Here is a 25,094-nt window from a genome sequence, read left to right as displayed (position 1 = left end):
TTTCTTGTTTTGTCCTCGCCAAAAAGTTTCTGACAGAATTAAAAATTATTTACCTACTTTTTTCTTCAAGATAGGTTTGCATCAATTGTTCAAATATTTCATTTAACTGTTGTTGATTACTTTCATCTCTTACGAAAGATTGGACAGAAGAGCCACCATTATCAAAACATTTGATTGGGACTGGTTCATTTGCTATTTCTTGAACAGTGATTTGCGGGTGATACATGAAATCACCACAGGGACCTGGTTGTAAAAAAGCAAATTCATAGTATTCTCCTTGTTTACGTAAACGATAATAACCATTCGTTAGCCATTCTTTTTCAGTTAACTGTTGTTTGATTGCTTGCCAATTTTTATTCATCCTCTCACCTCATGCGAAAGTATAGCATAACTAAGCGAGTGTCAATACAATTTTTCCAGCAGGAGGATGGCCTTCCACTAACTGATGTGCATGGATGACATTCTCTAATGTTGCTGGCAACAGTTGACTAATAGGTACAGTGAATGTTCCTTTTTCATATGCTCGTAATAAATAAGAAAATGCTTCTTGATCTTGATATTCCTTTCTTGGAACAAATGATTCATAAAAACCACTTTTTTTCTCTCGTAGATCCAAATCTGGTAGTTGCGTCAATGCAACATAACGCCCCCCCGGTTTCATAATCTCGATACCCGAAGTCCCGCGTTTGCTACCTTTTGTTGCATCAATTACAATATCTGCTTGATTCGCAAAACGTTCGCCGGCATCTTCTTGATCGTAAGCAGCGAATTCCGCTACTCCAAGCTCACGTACTTTTTCTTCATTTTTTTTGGAAGCACTGGCTAACACTTTGATCCCTTTAGCATGCAATAACTGGACAAGGCTTGAACCAACACCGCCAGAAGCTCCTTCAATCATCACAACATCCGTTGGTTGTACATCAAGTAAATGTGTCAATAAATTATACGCAGTCAATCCTGTTGTTACCATACCTGCTGCTTGCGCCCAATCCATTTTCTCAGGAATCTTTGCTACTTTTTTCGCGGGAACAACAATTTCTTCGCCATAGGTCCCTCCAACCGCGTGGACAACTACTCGATCACCAACAACAAAATCAGTCACGTCTGAAGCGATTTCGGTTACAATTCCGGCACCATCATTTCCCAAAACATAAGGAAATTTTAACGGACGAACCTCTTTCATATTTCCAAGTCGAAGAGATACATCATATGGGTTGATACTAAATGCCTTTAACGCTACTCGAAGGCGTCCATCCTTTACTTCACGTGGACTCGCATCGATTTCTTCAAATACATCCTGTGCTAAACCATACTCTTTTATCGCAAATCTTTTCATACTTGTCACACTCCTCTTTATTAGTTTACGTGGAAGTGCTATTTTTTACAAAAAAAGTGTATGAGTAAAAATAGTTGTCTTTTTTAATCAGACGTGCTAAATTATGAACGGACATCTCATAATCGTAACAATTACGATTTATATCAAAATAAAAAATAAATTTTAAACAATTGGAGGAAACACAATGGCAAAAAAATCAAAAATTGCAAAAGCAAAGAAACAGCAAGCAACGATTGAACGTTATGCGGCAGTACGACAAGAATTAAAAGCGAACCATGATTATGAAGGCTTGCGTAAGCTCCCTTTAGATGCGCGCCCAGAACGTTTGAAAAATCGCGACTTAATTGATGGTCGTCCACGCGGATACATGCGTAAATTCGGAATGTCTCGCGTGAAATTCCGTGAATTAGCTCATAAGGGATTGATTCCCGGCGTTAAAAAAGCTAGCTGGTAATTATTACAGAGTTCTGCTTTGAATAAGTTGAAGAATTTCCTTTCACGGAAAAAATGCGGTTCAAAAGTTTTGCGCTTCAAAACTTGCGGGTGACTACTTTTGTCCCAATCTCTTTTTCGTATACTTTGCAAGCAAGACTGACTGAAGAACTAATTAAAAAGGTGAGGGCAAACGAGATTTCGTTTGCCCTCACCTTTTTTGCCTTCATATCACAATTGTTTGCGAACACTGCTTTTTCTATGTAAATATAATTTATCAAGTTAGTCAGAGCTGCTACATATCGACTAAATTTCATTCAGGCAAGTCACATCATCGTTACTTTGATACTGGAGCGATTGCCTCCACACCAACACTGATTTTTAATGCGCGATCGACATCTTGCATAATTTCACGATCTAAGTGACACACTTTTTCTTTCAATCTTGATTTATCAATGGTCCGAATTTGTTCTAATAAAATGACGGAGTCTCGGTCTATTCCTGTTCCCGTTGCTTTGATCCCTATATGCGTGGGTAATTTAGGTTTCGCCATTTTTGCAGTAATTGCTGCCACGATTACCGTTGGACTAAAATGGTTTCCTAAATTATTTTGAATAATCAGCACAGGGCGTGTTCCGCCTTGCTCTGATCCCACAACTGGAGAAAGATCAGCAAAGTAAATATCTCCTCTTTTTACCATAGGATCCTCCTTATTTTTGATATTCTCTTGGTATCCGTGTTCCTAGTATACAAGCTACTTCATAATGAATCGTTTCTAATTGATCGGCTACATCTTGCATCGCAATCACCTGATCCTGGTTTTTCCCAATCAGAGTCACAGTTGTTCCTACAGGTAATTCATAAGGTAAGCGAACCATCAATTGATCCATACAAACTCGCCCAACTATTTCACAAAATTTTCCATCAACTAATAAAGAAAATCCTTGCATCTTTCTCAACCAGCCATCTGCATAACCAATTGGTACGGTTCCAATCCATTCTGGTTTTGATGTGATGTATGTTTCACCATAGCCAATTCCTTCATTAGCAGCTAATTCTTTCACTTGAATCAATTCAGAAACAAGTTCGAGTGCTGGTTGTAATGGATAAACTTCTGGTAACGCATGACCAGATGGATTCAATCCATACATCGCAATTCCGTAACGAATCATATTCCCAATTGATTCGTCGTGCCACAAAGCTGTTGCACTGTTACTAACATGCACATAGCGAGGTAACTCTGGTAATTCTTCAAGAACAGCTAAAAAACGATTTTTTTGTAAATTCCAATACGTATCATCTTCTTGGTCAGCAGTAGAAAAATGTGTAAATAACCCTTCCCATTCAAAATACGATATTGCTTGAACAAATTCAACTGCTTCTCTGATTTCTTTTGGTGTTAAAAAACCAATTCGTCCCATTCCTGTATCTGCTTTTAAATGAATTTTCAACTGGCCTTCAATTGCATGTTCTGAAAAATATTCTTTGGCGTCATCTAACCATTCTTTGGTCCCCACCGTTACTGCCAAATCATTGGCAATTGCCAATTCGATTGTGGTAAAAGGAATCATATTTAAGACTAAAATTGGCTGAGTGAAACCTGCTTCTCTTAATTCTAGACCTTCATCTAAGTTAGCTACACAAAAGCCTGTAGCACCTCCCGCAATCGCTGCATGTGCCGTTTCAATCGCACCATGTCCATAACCATTTGCTTTCACAACTGCAAATAATTCTTTTCCTTTTGGAAGTCTTGCTAATTCATTTGCCACATTCTCTGTAATAGCTTGTGTATGTATAATTGCTTTTGTCGGACGATTCCAAGCGACAACCATTTTCTTTCCTTCTTTCTATTCTTCCAAAATAATTTGTGCAAAAGCCAATTCATCTGTGTGTGTGATACTTACCCAAACAGTTCCTTGATGTGGTGACTGTGTGACAACAGGCTGACCGAGCACATCTTTTAAAATTTCAATTTCTTGAAATGTTACTTTACCGATTCCTGTTCCCCAAGCTTTTGAAAAAGCCTCTTTACATGCATAACGCCCACCTAAAAATTCTACTTGGCGATGAAAGGGTAATACACGAAACAATTCAATCTCATTGACTGTTAGTACGCGATCAATAAAATTTGTTTTTTCTTGAATAATTTTAGCAATCCTTGGTAATTCAACTGCGTCGATTCCAATCCCTTTTATCATTTATCTTCTCTCTTCATCAAATTTCGAACAATCTCATTCTACCAAATTCCTGCCAATTTACCACAATTAAGTCTATATATAACAAAAATGAAAGCTCCTCTTAAAATAAGAGAAGCTTTCATTTGTTTTTTAATCGTTATTTGAGCGAATTACAAATCCACGTTTTTTATCGTTTTGACGACGACCGCCGTCTTTATGATTTCCGTTGTTTTTGTTATATCCGCCTTTAGATTTATTTCCACGGTAATTTCCGCCTTCGCCTCGACGATTACGATTATTGCCGCCACCACGTTTACCATTTTTATTGAACCCTTTTTTCTGAGATGGTAATGGACGTTCTGGTGTGATTTTCACTGGAATTGCATCTGAAGGATCTTTTGCAACAGTTTTTAATAATAGTGCAGCCAAATCTTGTGCTGAATATTTTTCCAACAATTTATCTGCTGGTGACAAGTATTTGTCCAAACCGTTTTCTTCAAGTTTTGCTTCAACTTCTTCAAAAGCAGCGCCTAGTTGGCCTTTAAATGCTTCTTTTTCGGTTGGTGGACGCAAAGCAGTCATACGTTTTTTCGTTAAGTTTTCAATTACGTGTAAGTAACCCATTTCGTTTGGTGTAACAAAAGTAACTGACATTCCGCCTTTACCTGCACGACCTGTACGTCCAATACGGTGAACGTAGCTTTCTGGATCTTGAGGGATATCGTAGTTGTAAACATGTGTCACACCAGAGATATCTAATCCACGGGCAGCTACATCGGTTGCAACTAAAATATCTAAATGACCGCTCTTGAATGAACGTAAAACGCTCATACGTTTTTGTTGTGATAAATCACCGTGAATTCCTTCTGCGCGATAGCCACGTGCTTCTAATCCACGAGCTAATTCATCTACACGGCGTTTTGTGCGACCAAATACAATCGTCAATTCAGGTTTTTGAACATCGAATAAACGAGTCATGATATCAAATTTTTCATATTCTTTTGCACGTACATAATATTGATCAATCAAATCAGCTGTCATTTCTTTTGCTTTGATTTTTACGTGTGTTGGATTTTTCATGAATTTGACACCAATGTTTTTGATTGCTGGTGGCATTGTTGCAGAGAATAATAATGTTTGGCGTTCTTCTGGAACAGTTGAAATAATTTTTTCAATATCTTCCAAGAAGCCCATGTTCAACATTTCATCTGCTTCATCTAAAACTAATGTTTGAACAGTTCCTAATTTTAATGTGTGACGGTTAATGTGATCTAACATACGTCCCGGTGTCCCAACAACGATATGTGGACGATCTTTTAAGCCACGGATTTGACGACCGATATCTGCTCCGCCGTAAACAGCTTGTACACGAATTTTTTTATCGCGACCTAAACGATAAAGTTCTTCTTGTGTTTGGATAGCTAACTCACGTGTTGGTGAAATAACTAAACCTTGTAATTCATGGCGTTGAGGGTCGATTTTTTCTAACATTGGTAGCCCAAAAGCAGCTGTTTTACCAGTACCTGTTTGTGCTTGACCAATAACGTCTTTCCCAGCTAATGCTAAAGGAATTGTTTCTGATTGGATCGGTGTTGCTTCTTCAAAACCAGCACGTTCAACTGATTTCAATAATTCTGGTGATAATTCTAATTCTTTAAATTTCAAATGAATCCTCCTATGTGGTTGTTAACTGAGGATGTAGCTTCTTTTTGCTACCCCGTCGATTTGTTCGGTCAAAGTGAAGTCGTTCTCTTTTTGACAGTGGCCACTATAACTATTTATGCGCAGAGCCGCTGTGACACCACCGAAAAATCACTTTGCGAAGTTTAGTTAGGCATTAGAAAAGCCAAACGGGTCACGTTCAGCTTTATCATTGTTATGACATCTGATCTCCGGATGTAACGACATTCAAAGTCAGTCCAATTTATCTTCATCTTTCGGCAATAGGTTATTCTACCATAGTAACTTGTTTTCTGCAAGTTTCCAGTTTTTATTTCAAGCAAGAACAATCTTTTTACAAAACTAGTTCTGCTACAAGAGAAATAAACTTCTTTACTTCTTTTTTTGTTATAATTCATAAAAAACTGAAAGGAGATCTAATTTATGCTAGTTCTCGCACTTTTGACAGGTATTGGTACATTTTTCAATTACTCTGCTATTACGAACCATACTTATTCATTGTCTTTAGCGATTTTTTTCCAATTAATTCTTTTTGGCTTAACATTAATTCCTTTGCTTAGTTACAAAGGTAGACGTTCTCCCCCAAGTTATGATGGCGGCTGGTACGCGATTTGGACGATTCCTTTTGCACTGATTATTCTATCTTTTCTAGGTAATTTAGCTGCGCTAGTTATCTTTTTGTTGAACCAATTTGGTTATCTCTCAGGCTTCTAGAATTTTCTAGAAGCTTTTTTATTGGCATGCAATATCTCTACGATGTTTCGTCAACATATTCCAATAAGTCAGCAGGTTGGCATGACAATACCTGACAAATTTTTTCAAGTGTCGAAAATCGAATTGCTTTTGCTTTACCTGTTTTTAAAATGGACATGTTTGCTTGGGTGATTCCGACACGCTCAGCCAATTCTGTAACACTCATATTACGTTTGACTAACATAATATCAAGATTCACTTTTATCATTTTTGTTCACCTCTTCAGTCTGGTTAAGAAATCGAATACTCATTCTCTGTTGGTTAAATAGTCAACTCATAATCTAACTTCAACTCAATTGCATTTTTAAGAAGCTTTTCGATAATCGAAACGAAGGTCGCTACTGCTAGTGGAATAATCAACATACCCAAGCCAATAATCATCACGCCTGGTGCATCATCATTGTCTGCAATATAATAAACAAAAGGTACAGTCCCTATAAGTACGATAAATTCCATGATTGTTAAACGAAAAATTGCCCGAACGTAAATCAAGCTCATCGCCGAGAATGCACGATCATTATCCACTAAACTTAACATTCGATACATGTAATAAATGATTAAAAGGGAAGCAATCGCTGACAAATAAAGTGAAATACTGGCAAGTACTTGCTCTGGAAACACGGAATGCTCATTGATTGAAAACAGTAGTCCCATGGTTAGTAAAAAGCTGAGAAACAGAATAAATGCCACTAAACCTGCTAAAATAAATTTTAAAAAAGTTGTTTTTGGTTTCATAAATACAATCTCCCCTACCTTTAAGATAAAAATAGTATAACGTTCTCTATATCGTAAAACAATATGTACATATTGAAAAACAATAAAATTTTAAACAAAAAAGAGTACGATTTCTCGTACCCTTGCTATTACTAAATTTAGTTGAGCTTTTGTAATCTTTCAACTACTTCATACAAGCCCATTCCATTACTTCCTTTTAAAACAATACTGTCTTCTGCTTCCAATTGTGTTTCAATTTCTTGAATTAAAGCTTGCTTATCCTTTTCAAAATAAAAAACAGGTAGTTCACCACTTACTTGTAGGGCATCACGTAAATTTTCCATTTGACTACCATATAAAAAGATTCCCGCGAATTTATCAGGATCGATATGCTCACTCATTTGGGCATGCATTGTTGGAGAGTCCGGACCAAGTTCTAACATGTCAGCAAGAACCGCAAAACGGCGACCATTCGTTGGTAATTTTTGGAAAGTTTCTAAGACTAATCCCATCGCTGTTGGATTTGCATTATAAACATCGCTCAAAATCGCTGCTCCATTTCCAGCTGTTAACCATTCCGTTCGATTTTGCGTTATTGCAACTGTCGCAAAGCCTTGACGAATTTCTTCAATGGATAAACCAAAGAAGCGACCAACGGTATAAGCAATCAACGCATTCGTTACATTGTAACTTCCTGGTAAAGGTATCGTGAATGATTCGCCTGCAACTGTAAATGTCGTAGCTGTTTTTTCTTCCCTTGTTACCTCGCCTCGCACGTCCCCCTCAGCAAGCCCAAATGTTGTTACTTCTTGTGACAAATTCTGACTTAGTGGTTTCAATAATGGCTCATTCGCTGGAATGATCAATAGACCTTTCTCCGACAAACCATCAACGATTTCCATTTTTGCTTTTGCAATCCCTTCACGAGAACCAAGATTTTCAATATGGGCTTCTCCAATCATAGTGATTGCAGCAACTTTTGGCTGTGCCATTTGAGATAACTCCGTGATCTCATTAGCATGATCCATTCCCATTTCTAAGACCAATTTTTCTGTTTCTTCCGGCATATGCAAAATAGTGTACGGTAAACCAATATTGTTGTTATAGTTTCCTTGCGTTTTATACGTCCGATATCGTTGTGCTAAAACGGAAGCGGTCAAATCTTTCGTTGTTGTTTTTCCGTTACTTCCTGTAACTGCAATTACTTCTGCGCCAACTTTTGCTAAATAATATTTTGAAAGTGCCTGCATTGCCTTCAATGTGTCTTCGACTGGAATCACTGAAATTTCTGTAGGTGCTTGAGCCATGTCCCAACTCCAGAAAGTGGCTGTTGCTCCATTTTCAATGGCTTGTTGAATAAACTCATGGCCATCACGCGCACCCGCAAGTGGTACGAACAAACTACCTTCAGTGACTTTTCGACTATCAAATTCAACATTTGTGATTTCAACGCTCTTCTCGCAATGACTTGAAAGTGCCTCTGCAATTTCTTGACTTGTTACCTTCATGTATTTTCTCTCCTCAGAAGAGGTCACTCCAGAAAAAAAAAAAACAGTTACTCCTTTCTGAAATGCCTGTCTATTCATAAAAAGGGGTTGCGACAATCATTGTCACACCCCTTCTTTTTTATTCGTGTGCTTCAAAAAAGCCTTGTCTTTGTTCATAGCGGTTCATTCCTAATTGAATCAGTTCTTCAATTAAGTCACCATATTTTAATCCCATGTTTTCCCATAATAAAGGATACATACTGAATTCAGTGAATCCCGGCATTGAGTTTAATTCGTTTAAGAACAACTCATTTTTACTTGTCAAGAAGAAGTCACAACGGCTTAAGCCACTTCCACCAAGCATTGTGTAAGCCAATTTTGCATATTCCTGTGCTTTTTGATGTACTTCTTCAGGTACTTCAGCAGGAATTTTCATTTCTATTTTATTATCAATGTATTTTGCATCATAGTCATAAAAAGCAACATCTTTCACGATTTCTCCAGGTAAAGTTGTTCGCACATCTTCATTACCTAAAACAGCTACTTCAATTTCACGCGCTTCAATTCCTTGTTCAACGATTGCACGAGAATCAAATTGATAAGCTGTTTCCAACGCATTTTGAAGCTCTTCACGATTTTCAGCCTTTGTAATTCCAACACTTGAACCCATATTTGCTGGTTTAACAAACATTGGATACAACAGGGAACCTTCACATTGATCAAAAATCTTTTTCGGATTTTCTTTCCATTGATTTTTTAATACGGGTACATAAGGAACTTGTGGAACACCCGCAGCCTGTAAAATGTACTTCGTCATAATTTTATCCATTGCACAAGCACTTGTCAGTACGCCTGCACCAACATAAGGCAGATTTAACGTTTCCAAAAATCCTTGAATCGTTCCATCTTCTCCATTCGGACCATGAAGGACTGGAAAAACGATTGTTCCTTCTTCTTTGATTTCACCTGGGTTAATGACTTTCCCAGTGAATCCTTCTGTTACTTTTCCACTTGGATCCCATGTCAAATGTAATAATTCTTTGTTATCAGGTTTTTCTGTTAATAATGGGCCCTTGACCCACTGTCCATCTTTGCTAATAAAAACGAGTTGAACTTGATAATATGCGTAATAAATGGCATTTAAAACAGAAAACGCCGAAAGAATAGATACGTCGTGTTCTGCACTACGTCCACCATATAGTAAAGTAATCTTCAAAAGATTGTCCTCCTGTATTTTCAAATCATTCAGTGATTTACCTCCATATTTTAGCACAAAATGAAAATAATCGACCAACTTATTTGTAAAAAAGTGCGACAAAAATCATTCACAACTTTTTTTCACGGTAAACTCCTTTGAAAAAATTTTTTCTTTTCTTCCTTGCTTAAAGCAAAAGAAAAAGACCAAGTAATCTTTCAACTTGATCTTTTTTATTTTATTCAATTAACATTAAAAAAAATCGTACAAAAAAGAAATTTTTATTTGCGTAGCTCTTTCATTGCATTAGTTAACGCGGACAAAAAATCTTCATGTTCTTTTTGCGTAAATGGTTTTGGTCCTTTTGTTCGCAGACCCGCCTTCCTTAATTTGCTACTGTGATAACGTTGTTCTAATAAAGTATCTATATTTGTTTCATCAAACTCTTTACCTGTTTGGTGAAATACACGAACACCTTTAGCTAATACTAGAGAAGCCAATCCATAATCTTGTGTCACTAAAAAGTCCCCTGCATGGATTAAGCCAACAATTTTATAATCTGCACTGTCTGCACCACGATCAACATAAACAAAGCGCACATTTTCCGGATATTCTTTCGTCGTATAGTGATCCACGCTCGTTACAATTACGACTTCTAGATTAAAAGCTCGTGCTACTTGAATCGCATCATCTTTGACTGGTGAACCATCTCCATCAATGAATAGTCGCATTCTTTTTCGCTTCCTTCCATAAATAATAAACAATAACTGTCAGCAGAATCAGCACACTTAGGTTAAACCACTTTGCCTGCTCTACTAGTTGAATACTTTCAGCAGATTGCCTCATGGTACCTGTCATTCGTAGTAAGAAACGAATAGGCTGCCCCAACTGTTTCGTTAAGAAAAGTAGGACACCCATCAAGAAAAATTGATGGGTCAAACTCCCTTTATTTTGCGTCGTATACTTCACGATTAAACGTTGATCTGGCGAAATTTCTTCCAACTGCTCATACAATTGATTTAAGTGACTACCAAGTAACGTATGTACCAAACTCAGTAAAAGGATGCCAATTGAGAAAGCATTGGGGCTAAATAATACGCCAAATGAAACAAGTAGTCCTAAGCAATAACTAGCAATCGAATAATCTTCAGGTAATTTTTTTGTTACAACTGGTCTGACTATCTTTGCCAAAATCAGCCCAACGATATATGGAAAATAGAGCGTCGTAGCTAATTGATTAAAGCCAGCAATGATTCCTAGATAAAAAGTGCCGAATAAAAATAAAAAATTGCCAAGCATTCCATCTAAAAACGTCAATAAATTCAGCCAACTAGGTAATACCCATGTCTGCTTCTTTCGGCTTAAGTAGAACGTAATCAAAATATACAACAATAAGATACTGAAAAGAGCAACATCAAATAATACCGTATCCATCAATAGTCGCGCAGTTCGCAACAAAAAAAGAGAAATAAAAAAGCCAAAAAATAAAATTAATTCCTTTTTTTCAATCAAATTTCTTTGCACGTCTTTAAAATCTAACTCATAACGTGGGTAATGTTTGACTGTGTGATAAGCCATCACGTAAAGCAACGTATAAAAACCTAGTGTTGCTGCTAATTGTAAAGGCATTGGTAAGCGAACAACTTCATAAAGAAGTGCCAGCATAATTAACGCATAAATATATTTTTTGCCTTTAATATTGATGAATCCCTGTTGTTTTTCATGGAAGTTAACAGTGACATTTGCGGGAACGAGCCAAGCAGCACTAAGCCCTAGGCAAATCGCCGAAAGATAAAACAAAGGGAACGACAATAACCCGAACAAGCCAAGCAGTGAACCTGCACCTCCAACCAAAAGTGAGATCATCAGCAAAGTGTAACTATCTAAACCAGCATGAATTCCCCGAATCAAAAACAAACCAGTCATTCGGAACGTATAAAACAAAGTAAATGGCAAAACGGTTGCCCAATTGTAACCGTTATTCAAACTCAAAAATAAAAGATACGGAATAAAAATCACCGTATTACTCAAAATAAAAGGGGTTGTCTCAGTAAAATTACGACCAAATTGTTTCAGTCTGTCTAACATAATCAAAACTCCTCGAATGGTCAATGACAAGTTTGTCGACCTTTAGTTAGTTCAAGTTTATCATTAAAGAGTGGACAAACCAATCTTATCAACCTCTGATCACACCCAAAATAATCTTGATTAAAAAAAAGAGGCACGACAAAATGTCGTGCCTCAACTGGTACTTGAATAATCAAGTAGATAAGCCCTTCTCCACAAAAGTCTTACCCGACACTGCCTACATCCGGTAGGTGATGAAAATCATCGCGTGCCTCCAAAATCAATTAGGTACTCTGTAAACCAGAGACCTTCTCGACCCGTCGCATGTGACTACTTTATCACAAGTTACACTGTTATGCGAGTTCTTTTTTCATTTTATAGTCAACCATTTGAAAACCTTCGCCAATATCTGAGATTAATTCTTCCTCCAACTGAAAGCCTTGGTGCTTATAAACATCTATTGCATGAAGGTTATCTTGATTCACACGCAAAAAAATTTCGGAGACTTTTTCTTTTTTGGCAAGTTCTTCGTACCAATCGAAAACGGCTGAAGTTAGCCCTTGACCACGCACACTCGCCAATAAATATAATTTGCTTAAGTAAATGCTAGACTCAAATTTTTCATAGGCTGTGTATCCAACAGGTTGATCATCTTTTATTAATAAAAAATAATACACATCATTGCCTAATTCTTTTTGAATTTGTTCTTTTGATTGATAAGTGGCTAGCATGTAGTCCACTTGTGCTTGACCAATAATTGGCACAAACGCTTCTTGCCAAACATCATGAATGATTGGTAAAAGCTGATCAAGCTCTTCTTCTGTTGTCACACGCTTTTTTTCTAACATTGACTAACTTCCTTTCCGTACAGGTTGTTGCTATTATTCCATGAAAAAACAAATGCTACAAACCTTGTGCTTTTCTAAATAAATAAAGCATCATAAGTCCATATATTCCCACTGACCACGGCTTTAAAATCAAAATAATTCGCATGTATTCACGAAAAGACATTTTTGTTAAGCCGGCTACTAAGCAAACGAGATCGTCTGGTGCAAAAGGTAAAATCAACGTCCAAATCAAAAAACGGCGGATGTTTTGGGTATGTGCAGTCAATAATTGATCAAATTTTTGATATTTTTTTGGTGATAAAATCAATTGAACGAAGCTTACGCCGTAGTAACGCACAAGTAAAAAGCCAAGTGCTTCACCGATTACTAATCCAATGTAGCTATAAACTAAGCCCCACCCAGTGCCAAACATCAGCATCCCTACAACAGATGAAATACCACCAGGCAAAATGGGAATGATTACTTGGATAATCTGTAACAAAATAAAAATCAATACCGCATATTGACCAAATTGTTGAATAAATACTTGCAACGAATCCGTTGATTGAAAAATTCCATGGCGATACGCATAGATGGCAAGTATGAAAAATAAGCTAAAACCAATTATAGGTAAAATTTGAAAGATTCGCCGAATCGTTGATCGATAATTTTCCATAGCAGGTCTCCATCTCTTTTAAATTTTGTTTTTTCCTATACCTACGTTTTTAGAAAAAAGTTCCACAGAAAAAAGCAGCTGCTGAATCTTCTAGTCAAAACCCAACCGGAAATGTTGATTCAGTCAACTGCTGTGTATTAAAAAGTCTTACTTAATTATGGTTTAAGAAGCTAGCTACTTTTGTATTGATTAAATCAATTGCTACGTGGTTTTCGCCACCTTCTGGAACAATAATATCCGCATACCGTTTAGTAGGTTCAATGAATTGATGATACATCGGTTTCACTACCGTTAAATATTGTTCAATAACAGAATCCAACGTGCGGCCTCGTTCTTCCATGTCTCGTTTGATGCGGCGAATAATGCGAATGTCATCATCCGTATCAACATACAATTTTATATCCATCAACTCACGTAAACGTTCATCTTCCAAAATCAAAATTCCTTCAAGAATAATGACTTCTTTTGGCTCTTCAACAATCGTTACTTGACTTCTAGTATGTTCTACGTAGTCGTACACGGGTTTTTCAATGGCTTCATAATTCAATAATTTTTCGACATGCTCAATTAGTAAGTCGTTATCAAAAGCAAATGGGTGATCATAGTTCGTGTTCAATCGTTCTTCAAAACTAAGATGACTTTGATCTTTATAATACGAATCTTGTTCAAGCATCATGATCGAGTGGTCTGGGAAATTACTAAAAATCGCACGACTGACGCTCGTTTTGCCACTTCCTGATCCGCCCGTCACACCAATGATAATTGGCTTGCTTTTTGTCATTAACTAAAACCTCTTTCATATCCTATTTTTCATTCCTATCTATTATAGCGGAAAAATATGAAAATGCTACGATTTTTCTGAAAATTATTCATTTCCATTCTCTAAAATAGTATAAATTTCAGCTAACGAATCAATTCGGTAAGTCGGTGTGATCTTCTCGCTTTCTGGTAATTGATTTTTATTGAACCAAATCGTATCAATCCCAGCTTGATTACCTCCTTGGATATCTGAGGTTAGTGAATCACCAATAATTACAGTTTTTTCTCGATCCAACTCTGGAATTCGATCAAACACATAATCAAAAAATTCTTTCATCGGTTTTTGTGCGCCTACATCTTCAGAAACAAAAATTTTTTTGAAATAAGGCAATAATTCAGCATCCGTTAAACGTTGATACTGCGTTTGTGAGACGCCATTCGTTACAATATAAAGATCCGCTTTTGGTGCCAAAGAATGAATCAGCTCTCGACTGCCTGCTACTAAATCATGACCTTGATTCAAATAATGACGATATCTTGCTTCCATTTGAGGACCATCCACCGTTTGACCAAATTGTTGGAACAACAAGCCAAAACGATTTCCTGTTACTTCTTCTCTCGTCATGTTTCCCTTTTCAAATTCTTGCCATAGATGATGGTTCAATGCTTTATAACTCGTTTTTACTTCTGGCGTAAGCATAATGCCTTGTTCAGCGAATAATTCATTGAGCGCACGTTCTTCTGTTTTTTGAAAATCCAATAAAGTATCATCTACATCAAATAATAAAGTGGTATATTTCATTTGATTGCCTTCCTCTCTCATTTAAAATAATTGCTCAGTTGTCGTAGCTCAGTCAATGTCAGCGCACGGTAAGCGCCTGGTGCTAATTGTTCATCTAACGTCAAAGGGCCCATTGAAATTCGGGTCAATGCACTCACCTTTTTCCCTTGCGCCAAAAACATTTTCTTCACTTGGTGAAATTTTCCTTCTTGAATCGTCAGGAATGCCTGACTTCCTTTTGAAGTAGCACAACTAATTGTTAATGTCGCTGGTTGACACTTTGTTCCATCTGCAAAACGAATTCCTGAAGCAAAAGCACGAATATCTTCTACACCTAATTTAGCATTTACCGTAACCTGATATGTTTTTTCTACTTTTTTATCAGGCAAAAGTAATTCATAACCCAGTTGACCATTGGATGTCAGCAGTAATAATCCTGTCGTGTCTCGATCTAGCCTGCCAACAGGATAAAGTGACGGTTGTTGATCTGCCGATGCAATCAAGTCGATGACTGTTACCTTATTTGGATCTTTCACAGCAGTTACGACACCACTTGGTTTATTCAAAAGATAATACACTTCATTTGTTTGCAATCGCTCGCCCGCTACTTCAATTTCGTGCAATAAACTATCGACATTCCGATTTTCTTGAAATTCGACTACGCCGTCTACCTTGACTTTTTTCGTCGTAAACAAACGTTTCATTTCTTTTCTCGTTGTTTGTAATTCTTTCTCAATCAATTTATCTAATCGCATACAAGTTCCTTTCTTACTAAAAAGCATTATAACTTGAAATCAGTCGCTTGCAAATGAACAAACACCTTATCCCTTGACTTAACTTTTGATTCGCGCTACGGTTAATAGGTAAAGTGAATCGGATTTCTCATACACAGCGTAATGACCTGGTGGAGAAAAGTTGAATCATAACTTTCCTTAGACAGATGTACGCATCTGTCTTTTTGCGTTTTTCAAACGCACAACCCAATAATGTGCAAGAGATTAGCCATGCAAATTCACTTAAATAAAACTTGTCTTATGACCTAAGACAATCACATTTTAAGGAGGAATTTAGGTTATGTCAGTATCATTAGAAGTAAGTAAAAGAGCAGTACGTCCCCGTTCATTAAGAAATCAATTGCGTCACGAAGGAAAGGTGCCTGCAGTGGTTTATGGCTACCAAATGGAAAGTACCCCTATTTCATTTGATGGACAAATTTTCAGCAAAATGTTGCGTGAAAATGGTGCTAACACAGTTATTACCATGGACGTTGACGGCAAAAAAGTGAACACTTTAGTTCATAAAGTTCAAACAAATACATTCAACAATCATTTTGAACACGTTGAATTTTTATCTGTCAACATGACAGAAGATACCGAAGTTGAAACAGAAGTTGTTCTTGTGGGTGAATCTGCTGGTGTTAAATCTGGTGGTGTATTAGCTCAAAACTTGTATACAGTAATTGTTTCAGCTACACCAGATAAATTACCAGAACGCATCGAAGTTGATGTAACTGATTTGAATATCGGTGACTCAATTACAGTTGCTGACCTTCCTGCAAACAAAGACTACGCAGTGATTACTGATGGAGAAGAACAAATTGCAGCAGTTATCGAAGCACAAGTGGAAGAAGAAGCTGAACCAGCTGAAGCAAGCGAACCAGAAGTAATTGGTTCAACTGAAGAATAAAGGTTGTGGCTCCAAACGACCAGCTCCGACAAGCTAGTGAGTAATCACTCAAAATAGCTTTTCATATTTTGAAGTGAATGCAAGCTAGCTCGAGGAGTTGTTTGAGGAACACCGTGCATAAGGTTGTGGTTCCAAGCGATTAGCTTCAAGCAATAAGGATGCTTTTCTAAAAATAATTTTTCATATTTTTATGAAAAGAGGACTTGTTGCCGAAGAAGCTACTTGGAAAACACCGGGAAAAAGGTTATAAAAGAAATGTTCAACTCCAATAAATAAAAATAAATTTCCAGAAATCACTTCTCAAATTTTTGTGAAATTTAGACTTATTTTGAAGATTACTTTGAACAATACACACATTTCGGAGGAGGTCGACGTAACACGTCCGACCTCCTCTACTTTTTTAAAAATCATTAAAAAAAAGATCCTTTAAGACAAACTGACTACTTATTGTTGCATTTTTAACTAATCTTTATTAGAATAAATCCTCACAAAAGCAAGTTTTTTCAATTTGTCTTATACTATTTAATAGAAGGATTGAAGAAACAAAGGAGGTTAAACAGATGTTTGAAAGTTTTGACAGCGAACGCAATCGTTATGCCTCTGTCGGTGTAGTATCGAGTATGCCCGGTGAATTGATCGACAGTATCTGGTTTATTATTGACTTAGACCTCAAAGGAGTTATTCCGTTAGACAATATCCTTGCCTTTGATATTGTTAACAATCATGGAAAAGTAACTATGCACTTTTCTCAACCAGGAAGTTCTGTTGAGATGGACATTGATTTGCCTTTTGCATATTCTAGTCAGTTTCCTACACAAGTTTATGCTTATGATGATGGTACAAGAGAAACGATTCTTTTACCTAGCGAAATCAAACAATACTAGTCTAAAAATAGTTTAGGTTTTAATGAAAAAAGAAAGCTGAGAACTTGGAGAAAATTCCAAGCCTTAGCTTTTTTTATTTTCACGAATTTTTTATAGTATTTCCACGATAAAAACTCTATACTACTAACTAAATATGTTACGAATAGGAGTTGTACAGATGCGTGAATTAACCAAAGGGAATCCAGCGAAACTAATTTTTATTTTTACGATTCCCCTCTTGATTGGGAATATTTTCCAACAATTTTACAATATGGTCGACATGATCATTGTAGGTCAAACTTTAGGAAAGAATGCCTTAGCTGCTGTTGGTTCAACCGGAAGCTTAACTTTTTTGATTATTGGTTTTGCTCAAGGGCTAACAGCAGGTTTAGCAATTATTACGGCTCAACGTTTTGGTGCCCAAGATTATCGTGGTCTAAAGAAAAGTTTTGCTACCAGCATCATCATTAGTCTCGTCGTTACAATCATTTTAACCGTTCTCAGTCTCTTATTCATTCGTCCGATGTTACAGCTTATGCAAACTCCTCCAGAAATCATTGATCAAGCCCAAGCATTTATTTCAATCATCTTAATGGGGATTTTCGCATCCATGAGCTTCAATTTATTATCAAATGTCATTCGTGCATTGGGTGACAGTCGTACACCCCTCTTTTTCCTGATTATCGCTGTGATTATCAATGTTATTTTAGATTTAGTTTTTATTATTCACTTCGGCATGGGCGTAGAAGGTGCTGGGATTGCAACAGTGATTGCTCAAGTTGCGTCGAGCTTGCTTTGCTTGATTTATATCAAAAGAAAGATTCCGTTACTTCAATTACGCAAAAAAGATTTTGTTTTTGATAAAAAAGAAATTCGTACTCATTTAAATATTTCGTTACCCATGGCCTTTCAAGCATCAATCATCGCTATTGGGGCAATCATTTTACAATCAGCTCTCAATAGTTTAGGGACAGATGTTGTTGCCGCTCAAGCCGCAGCAGGTCGGATTGATCAATTCGCTACGCAACCAATGATGTCTTTTGGAATCACAATGGCGACATTTACTGCCCAAAACTATGGTGCCAAAGAATATGGCCGCATATTAAAAGGGGTGAAGCAGTGTCTCCTGATGAGTGGTGGCTTTAGTATCATTGCAGGAGCAGTCGTTATTATCTTTGGTCACTCTTTTGTCCACCTATTCGTCGATGCCAGCGAGACGCGTGTGTTTGAGTTAGCACAAATTTATTTTAATATTAATGGTTCGCTTTACTGGATACTAGCCATTTTATTTATTTTACGCTACACGTTGCAAGGACTTGGTCAAAGTAAGATTCCAACAATTGCTGGGATTATGGAGCTTATTATGCGTTCATTTGCAGCCATTTTTCTAACAGCTTTGTGGGGCTATCCTGGTGCTGCTGCGGCTTCACCTTTAGCATGGATTGGTTCTGTTGCCGTATTACTTTATTCTTATTTCAAAGCAATCAAAAAGCTACGAAAATTGGATGAGCAACAACAATTAGAGCGTACTTTAGAAGCATAGAAACAAAAAAGGTTGGGACAAAATTTTGTCCCAACCTTTTTACTCGTTTTCTTTTCGTTCTTTCAACCAAGTCTTACGTGTATGTCCAATAAATAATGGGACTGTTTCATGTTTGACTTCACTATATTCTAAACCAAACCATGTTTCTGGTGACGTCGTGTATTTTTTGATAGCTAATTTTGCTTGCATAATTTGTCGATCCCACTTGCTTAATGATGTGACATTCGACAAAACTTCATCAATCAAAATAAATTGGAAATCGCCCACTTCTCTGCCTGGTGTGAGTGAATAACGTTGTGGTTGTTTCGGTAATCGGCCTTCCTTCATCAAATCGTGAATGATTTGACGAATATAAACATTGATTTCCTGCTCTACACGAAAACCAAGGAACAGTTTTACTTGAACAATGAAATCAGTATCCATCATTTCGATTTGATACTCTTTAGTATAAGGCTCATCCGTAACTTCTACATGCACAAACCAATAGACACCCGCACGCTTTGGTCGCTTATCTAAAATCGAATAAACAAATTGTTTCCCAATCTGATCGTCTTCCATGTTAGGTACCAAAAAGACGACGTTTGTTTGATAAACAGGTAACGACGTATCTTTTCTCAATTGTGCTAACTGAGGAATATATTCGCGAAGTGGAACATCTTCAGCCACTGACTCTCGAATAATATTTCCTCTTTCCCAAATAAACATGACAGTCAAAATAAGTAACGCAATCAAAACTGCCACAAAACCACCATGGAAAAATTTCACAATACTTGATAAAAAGAAAACTATCTCAATCGCTCCAAAGAAAAATGTTACAAGATGCGCTAACCAATGACTATGTCCACTTTGAATCAAATAAAAATAAAGTAGTGCTGTCGTCATCAACATCGTAACCGTAATTGATAACCCATATGCTGCTTCCATACGATGTGATGTTCTAAAAGTAATCACGATAATCGAACAAGCCAGCCATAGCATAAAGTTCACTGCTGGAATGTACATTTGACCAATACTGCTTCCGGGGTACATAATTTTCAATCTTGGTAATAGTTTCAATTTGATTGCTTCAGAGACTAACGTAAACGAACCTGAAATCAATGCTTGTGAAGCGATCACTGCAGCAATTGTAGCAAATACAACGCCAAAACCAGTTAAACTATTTGGCATCATTTGGAAAAATGGATTCAGATTTTCAATTTTTTGAATTTCTGGATTTTGATACACGTTGATTAACCAAGCTGCTTGTCCAAAATAATTCAACATCAGGCAAAGCTTGACATATGGCCAGCTCAAACGAATATTTAGTTTACCAACATGACCTAAATCTGAATACAATGCTTCTGCCCCAGTTGTTGCCAAGAAAACATTTCCTAAAATAAATAAACCTAGCCGATTATCTGGACTAAGTAATAACTGAATTGCGTAATAAGGATTGATTGCACGCACAACTGTCCAGTCTTGACTAAAGTTCATGACACCCATCACGCCCAAAAAAGTAAACCATAAGAACATGATTGGGCCAAATGCTTTCCCAACTAATTCAGAACCAAAGCGCTGAACCATAAATAAAGTCAAGATGATCACTAAAGTAATGATTACGATAATTGTTTGATCATTTCCAAACCGTTCAAAAAACAGCGGTATACCTCTTAATCCTTCAATTGCGGTTGTAACTGTTACTGCCGGCGTTAAGACACCGTCAGCAAGTAATGCCGCTCCACCTATCATTGCTGGAATAATTAAATACTTGCCACCTTTTCTCACTAAAGTATACAAAGAAAAGATACCACCTTCTCCATGGTTATCCGCATTTAGTGCAATCACAACGTATTTAATCGTTGTTAATAAAGTCAATGTCCAAAAAATTAGTGAAACTGCGCCAATGACAAAGTCAGGATTTATTCCTTGCAGTCCCCCGTTATCACCTACAATTGCCTTCATTACATACAATGGACTAGTTCCGATATCACCGTAAACCACACCCATTGCTACCAAAAGACCTGCAGCTGACAATTTTTTGACATTCTTTTTTGTTGTCAACTTTTCTCCCTCATTTCTGTCCCCAAATTAGCATTTAGAAAACAAAATAAAAAAAAGATTCAAGCAACAGCCAAAACAACTATCACTTGAATCTGATAAAAAGCATCAAACCAGCGATATCTTTGCTACGCTAGTAACCTAAAATCATTATTTCTTATCGTTTATTTCCTAAACTTCTTCTCATTATCTTAGGAAACATCCTGCGTGTCAACCACTTTTAGTAAGTGATTCAACTGCGAAATAATCGCTCAATAATGAAGTAATAAATGACTAAGCACAAAATTGCGCCAAGCAAAGCTGGAATTAAATAAACGTCTATAATTACTGGACCAAATTCGCCTAAAATCAATTCACCCAACCAGCTACCCAGAGCACCAACGACAATATTTCCTGTACAGCCACCGGGAACATCTTTTCCCAAAATCGCTCCGGCAATCATTCCTAATACGCTACCAACAACAAGCGCACCCAAAAAGCTTAACATGTCGCGTCCTCCTTCAGTCTTTATATACTTGATTTTACGCTTATTTAGTTAGTCTTACCAATGGATAAGCTTTTTTCAGTAAAAATTCTACCGGCGATTTCTGTTTTCTCACATAAAAAAGCTGAAAGCAGAAACATTTATAATGTCTCGCTTTCAGCTTTTAATGAATCAGTTTTTATTTCGTTTCTTTTGAAGCTTCATCGTCGTTCAACAAAACTTTTCTAGATAAGTTTACACGACCTTGTTTGTCGATTTCTGTTACTTTCACAAGAACTTCGTCACCAAGTTTAACGACATCTTCAACGTTGTTGACACGTTCGTTTGCTAATTGAGAAATATGAACCAAGCCATCTTTTCCTTTAATCAAGTTAACGAATGCGCCAAATTTTTCAATTCGGACAACTTTACCTAAGTAAACTTCGCCAACTTTTACTTCTTTTGTAAGATCTTCGATGATCTTAATGGCTTTTTTGATCATTTCTGAATCAGCGGAAGCAATACTTACTTTACCATCTTGATCAATATCAATTTTAACACCTGTTTCTTCGATGATTCCGTTAATCGTGTCGCCACCTTTACCAATCACATCCTTGATCTTAGAAGGTTCAATTTGAATCATTTCGATTTTCGGTGCGTATTGGCTTAACTCTTCACGTGGTGCAGCAATCGTTGAAGTCAATTCTTCTAAGATTTCCATACGCGCTTGTTTTGCTTGAGCCAATGCTTCTTTTAGAATTTGTTCAGTGATCCCTTGAATTTTGATATCCATTTGTAAGGCAGTGATTCCGTCTTTTGTTCCAGCAACTTTAAAGTCCATGTCGCCAAGGTGATCTTCTAGCCCTTGGATATCAGTTAAGATTGTGTAGTTTTCGCCATCAGAAACAAGTCCCATTGCAATACCAGCAACAGGCGCTTTAATTGGAACACCTGCATCCATCAATGCTAATGTACCTGCACAGATACTTGCTTGAGAAGAAGAACCATTTGATTCTAAAACTTCTGCTACTAAACGAATTGTATAAGGGAAGTCTTCCTCAGCAGGAATAACTTGTGCCAATGCACGTTCACCTAAAGCCCCATGTCCAATTTCGCGACGACCTGGTGAGCCTGCGCGACCAGTTGAACCAACAGAAAATTGTGGGAAATTATAATGATGAATGAATCGTTTGCTCACTTCAACCCCTAAGCCATCAATGATTTGATGTTCTCCTAACGGCGCAAGTGTACAAGCAGATAATGCTTGCGTTTGTCCACGAGTAAATAAACCTGAACCATGGACACGTGGTAATAAGCCAACTTCTGAAGCAAGTGGACGAATTTCATCTAATTTACGACCATCTGGACGAATTTTGTCAATCGTGATTAATTCACGAACAACATCTTTTTCTAGATCTTCTGTAATTTGTTTCACTTCTTTAGCTAGATGTGCTTCATCTTCGTGATCGGCAAATTTTTCAGCGTATGCTTCACGAATATCAATTTTTACTTGTTCGATATTGTCTTCTCGTGCAAGTTTTTCTTCCGTCATAACGGCAGTTTTCATTGTTTCGTATGAAGCAGCAAAAATTTCGTTTTTAAGATCTGCATCTACTTGCAATAAAGTAACTTCCATTTTTTCTTTGCCGACAGCTTGAACGATTTCTTCTTGGAAAGCAACTAATTCTTTGATTGCATCAAATCCAAAAAGCAATGCACCTAGCATATCTTCTTCAGAAACTTCTTTAGCGCCACTTTCAACCATGTTAATCGCTTGTTTTGTTCCTGCAACAGATAGCTCGATATCCGTTTGTTCTGCTTGTTCAACAGTTGGGTTCAAGACATACTCGCCATTTACACGACCAACTTCAACACCTGCGATTGGGCCATCAAAAGGAATATCAGAAATTGATAATGCTAAAGATGAACCTAGCATAGCAGCCATGGCTGGTGAACAATCTGTTTCAACACTCATTACGATGTTTGTCACTTGAACTTCATTACGGAAGCCTTCCGCAAACATTGGACGGATTGGGCGATCAATCAAGCGTGCAGTCAATGTTGCTTCTGTGCTTGGACGACCTTCACGTTTGATGAAACCACCAGGGATTTTACCAGCCGCATACATTTTTTCTTCATAGTTGATTGTTAATGGGAAGAAATCTGTATCTTTTGCTTCTTTAGAAGAAACTGCTGCACTTAATACTACAGTGTCACCATAACGAACTAAAACAGCTCCATTCGCTTGTTTTGCTAATTGACCGACTTCTACTTCTAAGGGACGGCCTCCCCATGTCATTTTAAATACTTGTTTTTCTGACATAACTTCTCCTTTTCCATTTCGTGAAAGCAAGACGCTACTAAACAAATGAAAACCGCCAATCCTTTTTGGCGAGTTAGCAACTTTCATTTGGTTAGTAGGAGTCCATCATGCTTAATCACAGATTCTTTTGGTTTCACAGTAAAAAAAGTGAGATTCATGTGAACCTCACTCTCTTTAAATTAAATTAACGACGTAGACCTAGACGTTGGATTAATTCGCGGTAACGTTGAACGTCAGTTTTACGTAAGTAAGCTAACAAGTTACGACGGTGACCAACTTTTTTCATCAAGCCACGGTATGAATGGTGATCTTTTTTGTGAACACGTGCATGTTCATTCAAGTGATTGATTTCTTCAGTTAATACAGCGATTTGTACTTCTGGAGAACCAGTATCTCCTTCATGGCGTGCATAGTCTTTAATGATTTCGTTTTTACGTTCTTTTGAAATTGCCATTGTTTCCACCTCTTTCGAATATTTCCCTGTGACTGAGTAAAACGTTGGTGATTCGCTTAACCAAGTGACAGGACGCGTGCTTAAACACACAGCTATACTTTACCTGAAATGATGCTATAAATCAAGTAAAGAATCATTAAGAAAGAATAGTTTTCAAACAATCTAACTACTACTTTTTTTATTTTATGTTACACTATAGTGCGAAAGGTGACTTGTCATATTCAAGTCTTAGATGAAAGGAGTCATTTTCCATGATTACAATGGATGATATTATTCGTGAAGGCAATCCAACTTTACGTGAAGTAGCAAGCGAAGTTTCTCTTCCACTTAGTGAGGAAGACATCGCATTAGGAAAAGAAATGATGGAATTTCTAAAAAACAGCCAAGATCCTATTAAAGCGGAAGAATTAAACTTACGTGGAGGTGTTGGTCTAGCTGCACCACAATTAGATATTTCAAAACGGATCATCGCTGTTCATGTGCCTAGTGCAGATCCAGAAGTAGCCGAACCCACTTTAAGTACAGTGATGTATAATCCAAAAATTTTAAGCCACTCTGTTCAAGATGCTTGTCTTGGTGAAGGTGAAGGATGCTTATCTGTTGATCGTGAAGTTCCAGGTTATGTCGTTCGTCACGCAAAAGTAACGATTTCTTATTATGACGCAGACGGACAAAAACAAAAAATTCGTTTAAAAAACTACGAAGCTATTGTTGTTCAACATGAAATTGATCACATCAACGGGGTTATGTTCTATGACCACATCAATGAAGCTAATCCATTTTCTCTTAAAGAAGGCGTGCTTGTTATCGACTAAGATAGCAGATTTTAGCTAGCACTTCT

Annotated in this window: 27 protein-coding genes; 6 read left to right on the top strand and 21 right to left on the bottom strand. The window is 37.1% G+C overall.

Annotated features, from left to right (window positions below):
- Nucleotides 1-49: 49 nt before the first annotated feature.
- Both AB3I20_RS08585 and AB3I20_RS08580 read right to left on the bottom strand, forming a co-directional pair.
- The gene (locus tag AB3I20_RS08585; RefSeq protein ID WP_270346074.1) at nt 50-361 is read right to left on the bottom strand and encodes a hypothetical protein; all 312 of its coding nucleotides are present in this window, start codon (nt 359-361) and stop codon (nt 50-52) included.
- A 30-nt stretch (nt 362-391) separates the two neighbouring features.
- Nucleotides 392-1,336, bottom strand: coding sequence for an NADP-dependent oxidoreductase (locus AB3I20_RS08580; protein WP_067483351.1), 945 nt, complete (start codon nt 1,334-1,336; stop codon nt 392-394).
- Nucleotides 1,337-1,520: 184 nt separating this feature from the next.
- On the opposite strand from AB3I20_RS08580, the gene rpsN reads away from it, so the two are divergent.
- On the top strand, nt 1,521-1,790 hold the full coding sequence (gene rpsN, locus AB3I20_RS08575; RefSeq protein ID WP_067483353.1) for a 30S ribosomal protein S14: 270 nt from the start codon (nt 1,521-1,523) through the stop codon (nt 1,788-1,790).
- 315 nt (nt 1,791-2,105) lie between these two features.
- On the opposite strand, the gene AB3I20_RS08570 is transcribed toward rpsN, so the two are convergent.
- The 4 genes from AB3I20_RS08570 to AB3I20_RS08555 all read right to left on the bottom strand — a co-directional run bounded on the left by AB3I20_RS08570 (nt 2,106) and on the right by AB3I20_RS08555 (nt 5,610).
- The gene (locus AB3I20_RS08570) at nt 2,106-2,468 is read right to left on the bottom strand and encodes a type II toxin-antitoxin system PemK/MazF family toxin (protein ID WP_067483355.1); all 363 of its coding nucleotides are present in this window, start codon (nt 2,466-2,468) and stop codon (nt 2,106-2,108) included.
- Nucleotides 2,469-2,478: 10 nt separating this feature from the next.
- Complete coding sequence (gene alr / locus AB3I20_RS08565) at nt 2,479-3,600, bottom strand: alanine racemase (RefSeq protein ID WP_368027175.1); 1,122 nt, start codon at nt 3,598-3,600, stop codon at nt 2,479-2,481.
- A gap of 15 nt (nt 3,601-3,615) precedes the next feature.
- Nucleotides 3,616-3,966, bottom strand: coding sequence for a holo-ACP synthase (gene acpS, locus AB3I20_RS08560; RefSeq protein WP_067483359.1), 351 nt, complete (start codon nt 3,964-3,966; stop codon nt 3,616-3,618).
- Nucleotides 3,967-4,095: 129 nt separating this feature from the next.
- Entirely contained in the window at nt 4,096-5,610 is a 1,515-nt protein-coding gene (locus tag AB3I20_RS08555) for a DEAD/DEAH box helicase (RefSeq protein ID WP_067483362.1), read from the bottom strand.
- A gap of 438 nt (nt 5,611-6,048) precedes the next feature.
- On the opposite strand from AB3I20_RS08555, the gene AB3I20_RS08550 reads away from it, so the two are divergent.
- Nucleotides 6,049-6,339: a hypothetical protein gene (locus AB3I20_RS08550; protein ID WP_368027174.1), complete on the top strand. Its 291-nt coding sequence runs from the start codon at nt 6,049-6,051 to the stop codon at nt 6,337-6,339.
- Between the two features lie 37 nt (nt 6,340-6,376).
- On the opposite strand, the gene AB3I20_RS08545 is transcribed toward AB3I20_RS08550, so the two are convergent.
- From AB3I20_RS08545 to AB3I20_RS08495, 11 genes are all read right to left on the bottom strand, one after another.
- Nucleotides 6,377-6,586, bottom strand: coding sequence for a helix-turn-helix transcriptional regulator (locus AB3I20_RS08545; RefSeq protein WP_067483366.1), 210 nt, complete (start codon nt 6,584-6,586; stop codon nt 6,377-6,379).
- Between the two features lie 53 nt (nt 6,587-6,639).
- The gene (locus tag AB3I20_RS08540) at nt 6,640-7,113 is read right to left on the bottom strand and encodes a DUF2975 domain-containing protein (RefSeq protein ID WP_368027173.1); all 474 of its coding nucleotides are present in this window, start codon (nt 7,111-7,113) and stop codon (nt 6,640-6,642) included.
- Nucleotides 7,114-7,250: 137 nt separating this feature from the next.
- A complete protein-coding gene (gene murF, locus AB3I20_RS08535) occupies nt 7,251-8,600 on the bottom strand; it encodes a UDP-N-acetylmuramoyl-tripeptide--D-alanyl-D-alanine ligase (RefSeq protein WP_368027172.1) in 1,350 nt (449 codons plus the stop codon).
- A gap of 118 nt (nt 8,601-8,718) precedes the next feature.
- Nucleotides 8,719-9,795 (bottom strand): D-alanine--D-alanine ligase, encoded by a 1,077-nt coding sequence (locus tag AB3I20_RS08530; protein WP_067483374.1) that lies wholly within the window; start codon nt 9,793-9,795, stop codon nt 8,719-8,721.
- Between the two features lie 260 nt (nt 9,796-10,055).
- Nucleotides 10,056-10,505: a YaiI/YqxD family protein gene (locus AB3I20_RS08525; protein ID WP_067483376.1), complete on the bottom strand. Its 450-nt coding sequence runs from the start codon at nt 10,503-10,505 to the stop codon at nt 10,056-10,058.
- Nucleotides 10,489-11,862 carry a hypothetical protein gene (locus AB3I20_RS08520; protein WP_218658031.1) on the bottom strand — a complete coding sequence of 458 codons (1,374 nt, stop codon included), beginning with the start codon at nt 11,860-11,862 and terminating at the stop codon, nt 10,489-10,491. Before AB3I20_RS08520 ends, AB3I20_RS08525 begins: the two co-directional genes overlap by 17 nt.
- 332 nt (nt 11,863-12,194) lie before the next feature.
- On the bottom strand, nt 12,195-12,689 hold the full coding sequence (locus AB3I20_RS08515) for a GNAT family N-acetyltransferase (RefSeq protein WP_071868727.1): 495 nt from the start codon (nt 12,687-12,689) through the stop codon (nt 12,195-12,197).
- A gap of 55 nt (nt 12,690-12,744) precedes the next feature.
- Entirely contained in the window at nt 12,745-13,344 is a 600-nt protein-coding gene (locus tag AB3I20_RS08510; protein WP_075491322.1) for a TVP38/TMEM64 family protein, read from the bottom strand.
- A 151-nt stretch (nt 13,345-13,495) separates the two neighbouring features.
- A complete protein-coding gene (gene udk / locus AB3I20_RS08505) occupies nt 13,496-14,125 on the bottom strand; it encodes a uridine kinase (RefSeq protein ID WP_067483384.1) in 630 nt (209 codons plus the stop codon).
- Nucleotides 14,126-14,209: 84 nt separating this feature from the next.
- Entirely contained in the window at nt 14,210-14,905 is a 696-nt protein-coding gene (locus AB3I20_RS08500) for a YjjG family noncanonical pyrimidine nucleotidase (protein ID WP_271026961.1), read from the bottom strand.
- Between the two features lie 17 nt (nt 14,906-14,922).
- Nucleotides 14,923-15,639, bottom strand: a complete 717-nt coding sequence (locus AB3I20_RS08495; protein WP_368027171.1) for a 16S rRNA pseudouridine(516) synthase — start codon at nt 15,637-15,639, stop codon at nt 14,923-14,925.
- A 319-nt stretch (nt 15,640-15,958) separates the two neighbouring features.
- Here AB3I20_RS08495 and AB3I20_RS08490 point away from each other — a divergent pair, with 319 nt between their 5' ends.
- From AB3I20_RS08490 to AB3I20_RS08480, 3 genes are all read left to right on the top strand, one after another.
- On the top strand, nt 15,959-16,570 hold the full coding sequence (locus AB3I20_RS08490; protein ID WP_368027170.1) for a 50S ribosomal protein L25/general stress protein Ctc: 612 nt from the start codon (nt 15,959-15,961) through the stop codon (nt 16,568-16,570).
- Between the two features lie 560 nt (nt 16,571-17,130).
- Nucleotides 17,131-17,454 (top strand): DUF960 domain-containing protein, encoded by a 324-nt coding sequence (locus AB3I20_RS08485; RefSeq protein WP_067483392.1) that lies wholly within the window; start codon nt 17,131-17,133, stop codon nt 17,452-17,454.
- A gap of 157 nt (nt 17,455-17,611) precedes the next feature.
- Entirely contained in the window at nt 17,612-18,976 is a 1,365-nt protein-coding gene (locus AB3I20_RS08480) for an MATE family efflux transporter (protein ID WP_218658029.1), read from the top strand.
- Nucleotides 18,977-19,015: 39 nt separating this feature from the next.
- Here AB3I20_RS08480 and AB3I20_RS08475 read toward each other — a convergent pair whose 3' ends face one another.
- The 4 genes from AB3I20_RS08475 to rpsO all read right to left on the bottom strand — a co-directional run bounded on the left by AB3I20_RS08475 (nt 19,016) and on the right by rpsO (nt 24,253).
- Complete coding sequence (locus tag AB3I20_RS08475; protein ID WP_086271069.1) at nt 19,016-20,962, bottom strand: KUP/HAK/KT family potassium transporter; 1,947 nt, start codon at nt 20,960-20,962, stop codon at nt 19,016-19,018.
- A 283-nt stretch (nt 20,963-21,245) separates the two neighbouring features.
- The gene (locus AB3I20_RS08470; RefSeq protein ID WP_067483398.1) at nt 21,246-21,500 is read right to left on the bottom strand and encodes a GlsB/YeaQ/YmgE family stress response membrane protein; all 255 of its coding nucleotides are present in this window, start codon (nt 21,498-21,500) and stop codon (nt 21,246-21,248) included.
- Nucleotides 21,501-21,675: 175 nt separating this feature from the next.
- Nucleotides 21,676-23,799: a polyribonucleotide nucleotidyltransferase gene (gene pnp / locus AB3I20_RS08465; RefSeq protein ID WP_067483400.1), complete on the bottom strand. Its 2,124-nt coding sequence runs from the start codon at nt 23,797-23,799 to the stop codon at nt 21,676-21,678.
- 184 nt (nt 23,800-23,983) lie between these two features.
- On the bottom strand, nt 23,984-24,253 hold the full coding sequence (rpsO, locus tag AB3I20_RS08460; protein WP_010734375.1) for a 30S ribosomal protein S15: 270 nt from the start codon (nt 24,251-24,253) through the stop codon (nt 23,984-23,986).
- A 251-nt stretch (nt 24,254-24,504) separates the two neighbouring features.
- Here rpsO and def point away from each other — a divergent pair, with 251 nt between their 5' ends.
- On the top strand, nt 24,505-25,068 hold the full coding sequence (gene def / locus AB3I20_RS08455; protein WP_067483402.1) for a peptide deformylase: 564 nt from the start codon (nt 24,505-24,507) through the stop codon (nt 25,066-25,068).
- Nucleotides 25,069-25,094 lie beyond the last annotated feature (26 nt).

It is taken from the genome of Enterococcus sp. C50 (assembly GCF_040887505.1).
Lineage (GTDB): Bacteria > Bacillota > Bacilli > Lactobacillales > Enterococcaceae > Enterococcus_B > Enterococcus_B thailandicus.
Note: the sequence above shows the minus strand (reverse complement) of the source record. Positions and strands in the feature narration are given on the sequence as shown.

Coding starts and splice junctions, on each gene's coding strand:
- AB3I20_RS08585 (WP_270346074.1), bottom strand. CDS start 361: ATGAATAAAAATTGGCAAGCAATCAAACAACAGTTAACTGAAAAAGAA.
- AB3I20_RS08580 (WP_067483351.1), bottom strand. CDS start 1,336: ATGAAAAGATTTGCGATAAAAGAGTATGGTTTAGCACAGGATGTATTT.
- rpsN (WP_067483353.1), top strand. CDS start 1,521: ATGGCAAAAAAATCAAAAATTGCAAAAGCAAAGAAACAGCAAGCAACG.
- AB3I20_RS08570 (WP_067483355.1), bottom strand. CDS start 2,468: ATGGTAAAAAGAGGAGATATTTACTTTGCTGATCTTTCTCCAGTTGTG.
- alr (WP_368027175.1), bottom strand. CDS start 3,600: ATGGTTGTCGCTTGGAATCGTCCGACAAAAGCAATTATACATACACAA.
- acpS (WP_067483359.1), bottom strand. CDS start 3,966: ATGATAAAAGGGATTGGAATCGACGCAGTTGAATTACCAAGGATTGCT.
- AB3I20_RS08550 (WP_368027174.1), top strand. CDS start 6,049: ATGCTAGTTCTCGCACTTTTGACAGGTATTGGTACATTTTTCAATTAC.
- AB3I20_RS08545 (WP_067483366.1), bottom strand. CDS start 6,586: ATGATAAAAGTGAATCTTGATATTATGTTAGTCAAACGTAATATGAGT.
- AB3I20_RS08540 (WP_368027173.1), bottom strand. CDS start 7,113: ATGAAACCAAAAACAACTTTTTTAAAATTTATTTTAGCAGGTTTAGTG.
- murF (WP_368027172.1), bottom strand. CDS start 8,600: ATGAAGGTAACAAGTCAAGAAATTGCAGAGGCACTTTCAAGTCATTGC.
- AB3I20_RS08525 (WP_067483376.1), bottom strand. CDS start 10,505: ATGCGACTATTCATTGATGGAGATGGTTCACCAGTCAAAGATGATGCG.
- AB3I20_RS08520 (WP_218658031.1), bottom strand. CDS start 11,862: ATGTTAGACAGACTGAAACAATTTGGTCGTAATTTTACTGAGACAACC.
- AB3I20_RS08515 (WP_071868727.1), bottom strand. CDS start 12,689: ATGTTAGAAAAAAAGCGTGTGACAACAGAAGAAGAGCTTGATCAGCTT.
- AB3I20_RS08510 (WP_075491322.1), bottom strand. CDS start 13,344: ATGGAAAATTATCGATCAACGATTCGGCGAATCTTTCAAATTTTACCT.
- udk (WP_067483384.1), bottom strand. CDS start 14,125: ATGACAAAAAGCAAGCCAATTATCATTGGTGTGACGGGCGGATCAGGA.
- AB3I20_RS08500 (WP_271026961.1), bottom strand. CDS start 14,905: ATGAAATATACCACTTTATTATTTGATGTAGATGATACTTTATTGGAT.
- AB3I20_RS08495 (WP_368027171.1), bottom strand. CDS start 15,639: ATGCGATTAGATAAATTGATTGAGAAAGAATTACAAACAACGAGAAAA.
- AB3I20_RS08490 (WP_368027170.1), top strand. CDS start 15,959: ATGTCAGTATCATTAGAAGTAAGTAAAAGAGCAGTACGTCCCCGTTCA.
- AB3I20_RS08485 (WP_067483392.1), top strand. CDS start 17,131: ATGTTTGAAAGTTTTGACAGCGAACGCAATCGTTATGCCTCTGTCGGT.
- AB3I20_RS08480 (WP_218658029.1), top strand. CDS start 17,612: ATGCGTGAATTAACCAAAGGGAATCCAGCGAAACTAATTTTTATTTTT.
- AB3I20_RS08475 (WP_086271069.1), bottom strand. CDS start 20,962: ATGGGTGTGGTTTACGGTGATATCGGAACTAGTCCATTGTATGTAATG.
- AB3I20_RS08470 (WP_067483398.1), bottom strand. CDS start 21,500: ATGTTAAGCTTTTTGGGTGCGCTTGTTGTTGGTAGCGTATTAGGAATG.
- pnp (WP_067483400.1), bottom strand. CDS start 23,799: ATGTCAGAAAAACAAGTATTTAAAATGACATGGGGAGGCCGTCCCTTA.
- rpsO (WP_010734375.1), bottom strand. CDS start 24,253: ATGGCAATTTCAAAAGAACGTAAAAACGAAATCATTAAAGACTATGCA.
- def (WP_067483402.1), top strand. CDS start 24,505: ATGATTACAATGGATGATATTATTCGTGAAGGCAATCCAACTTTACGT.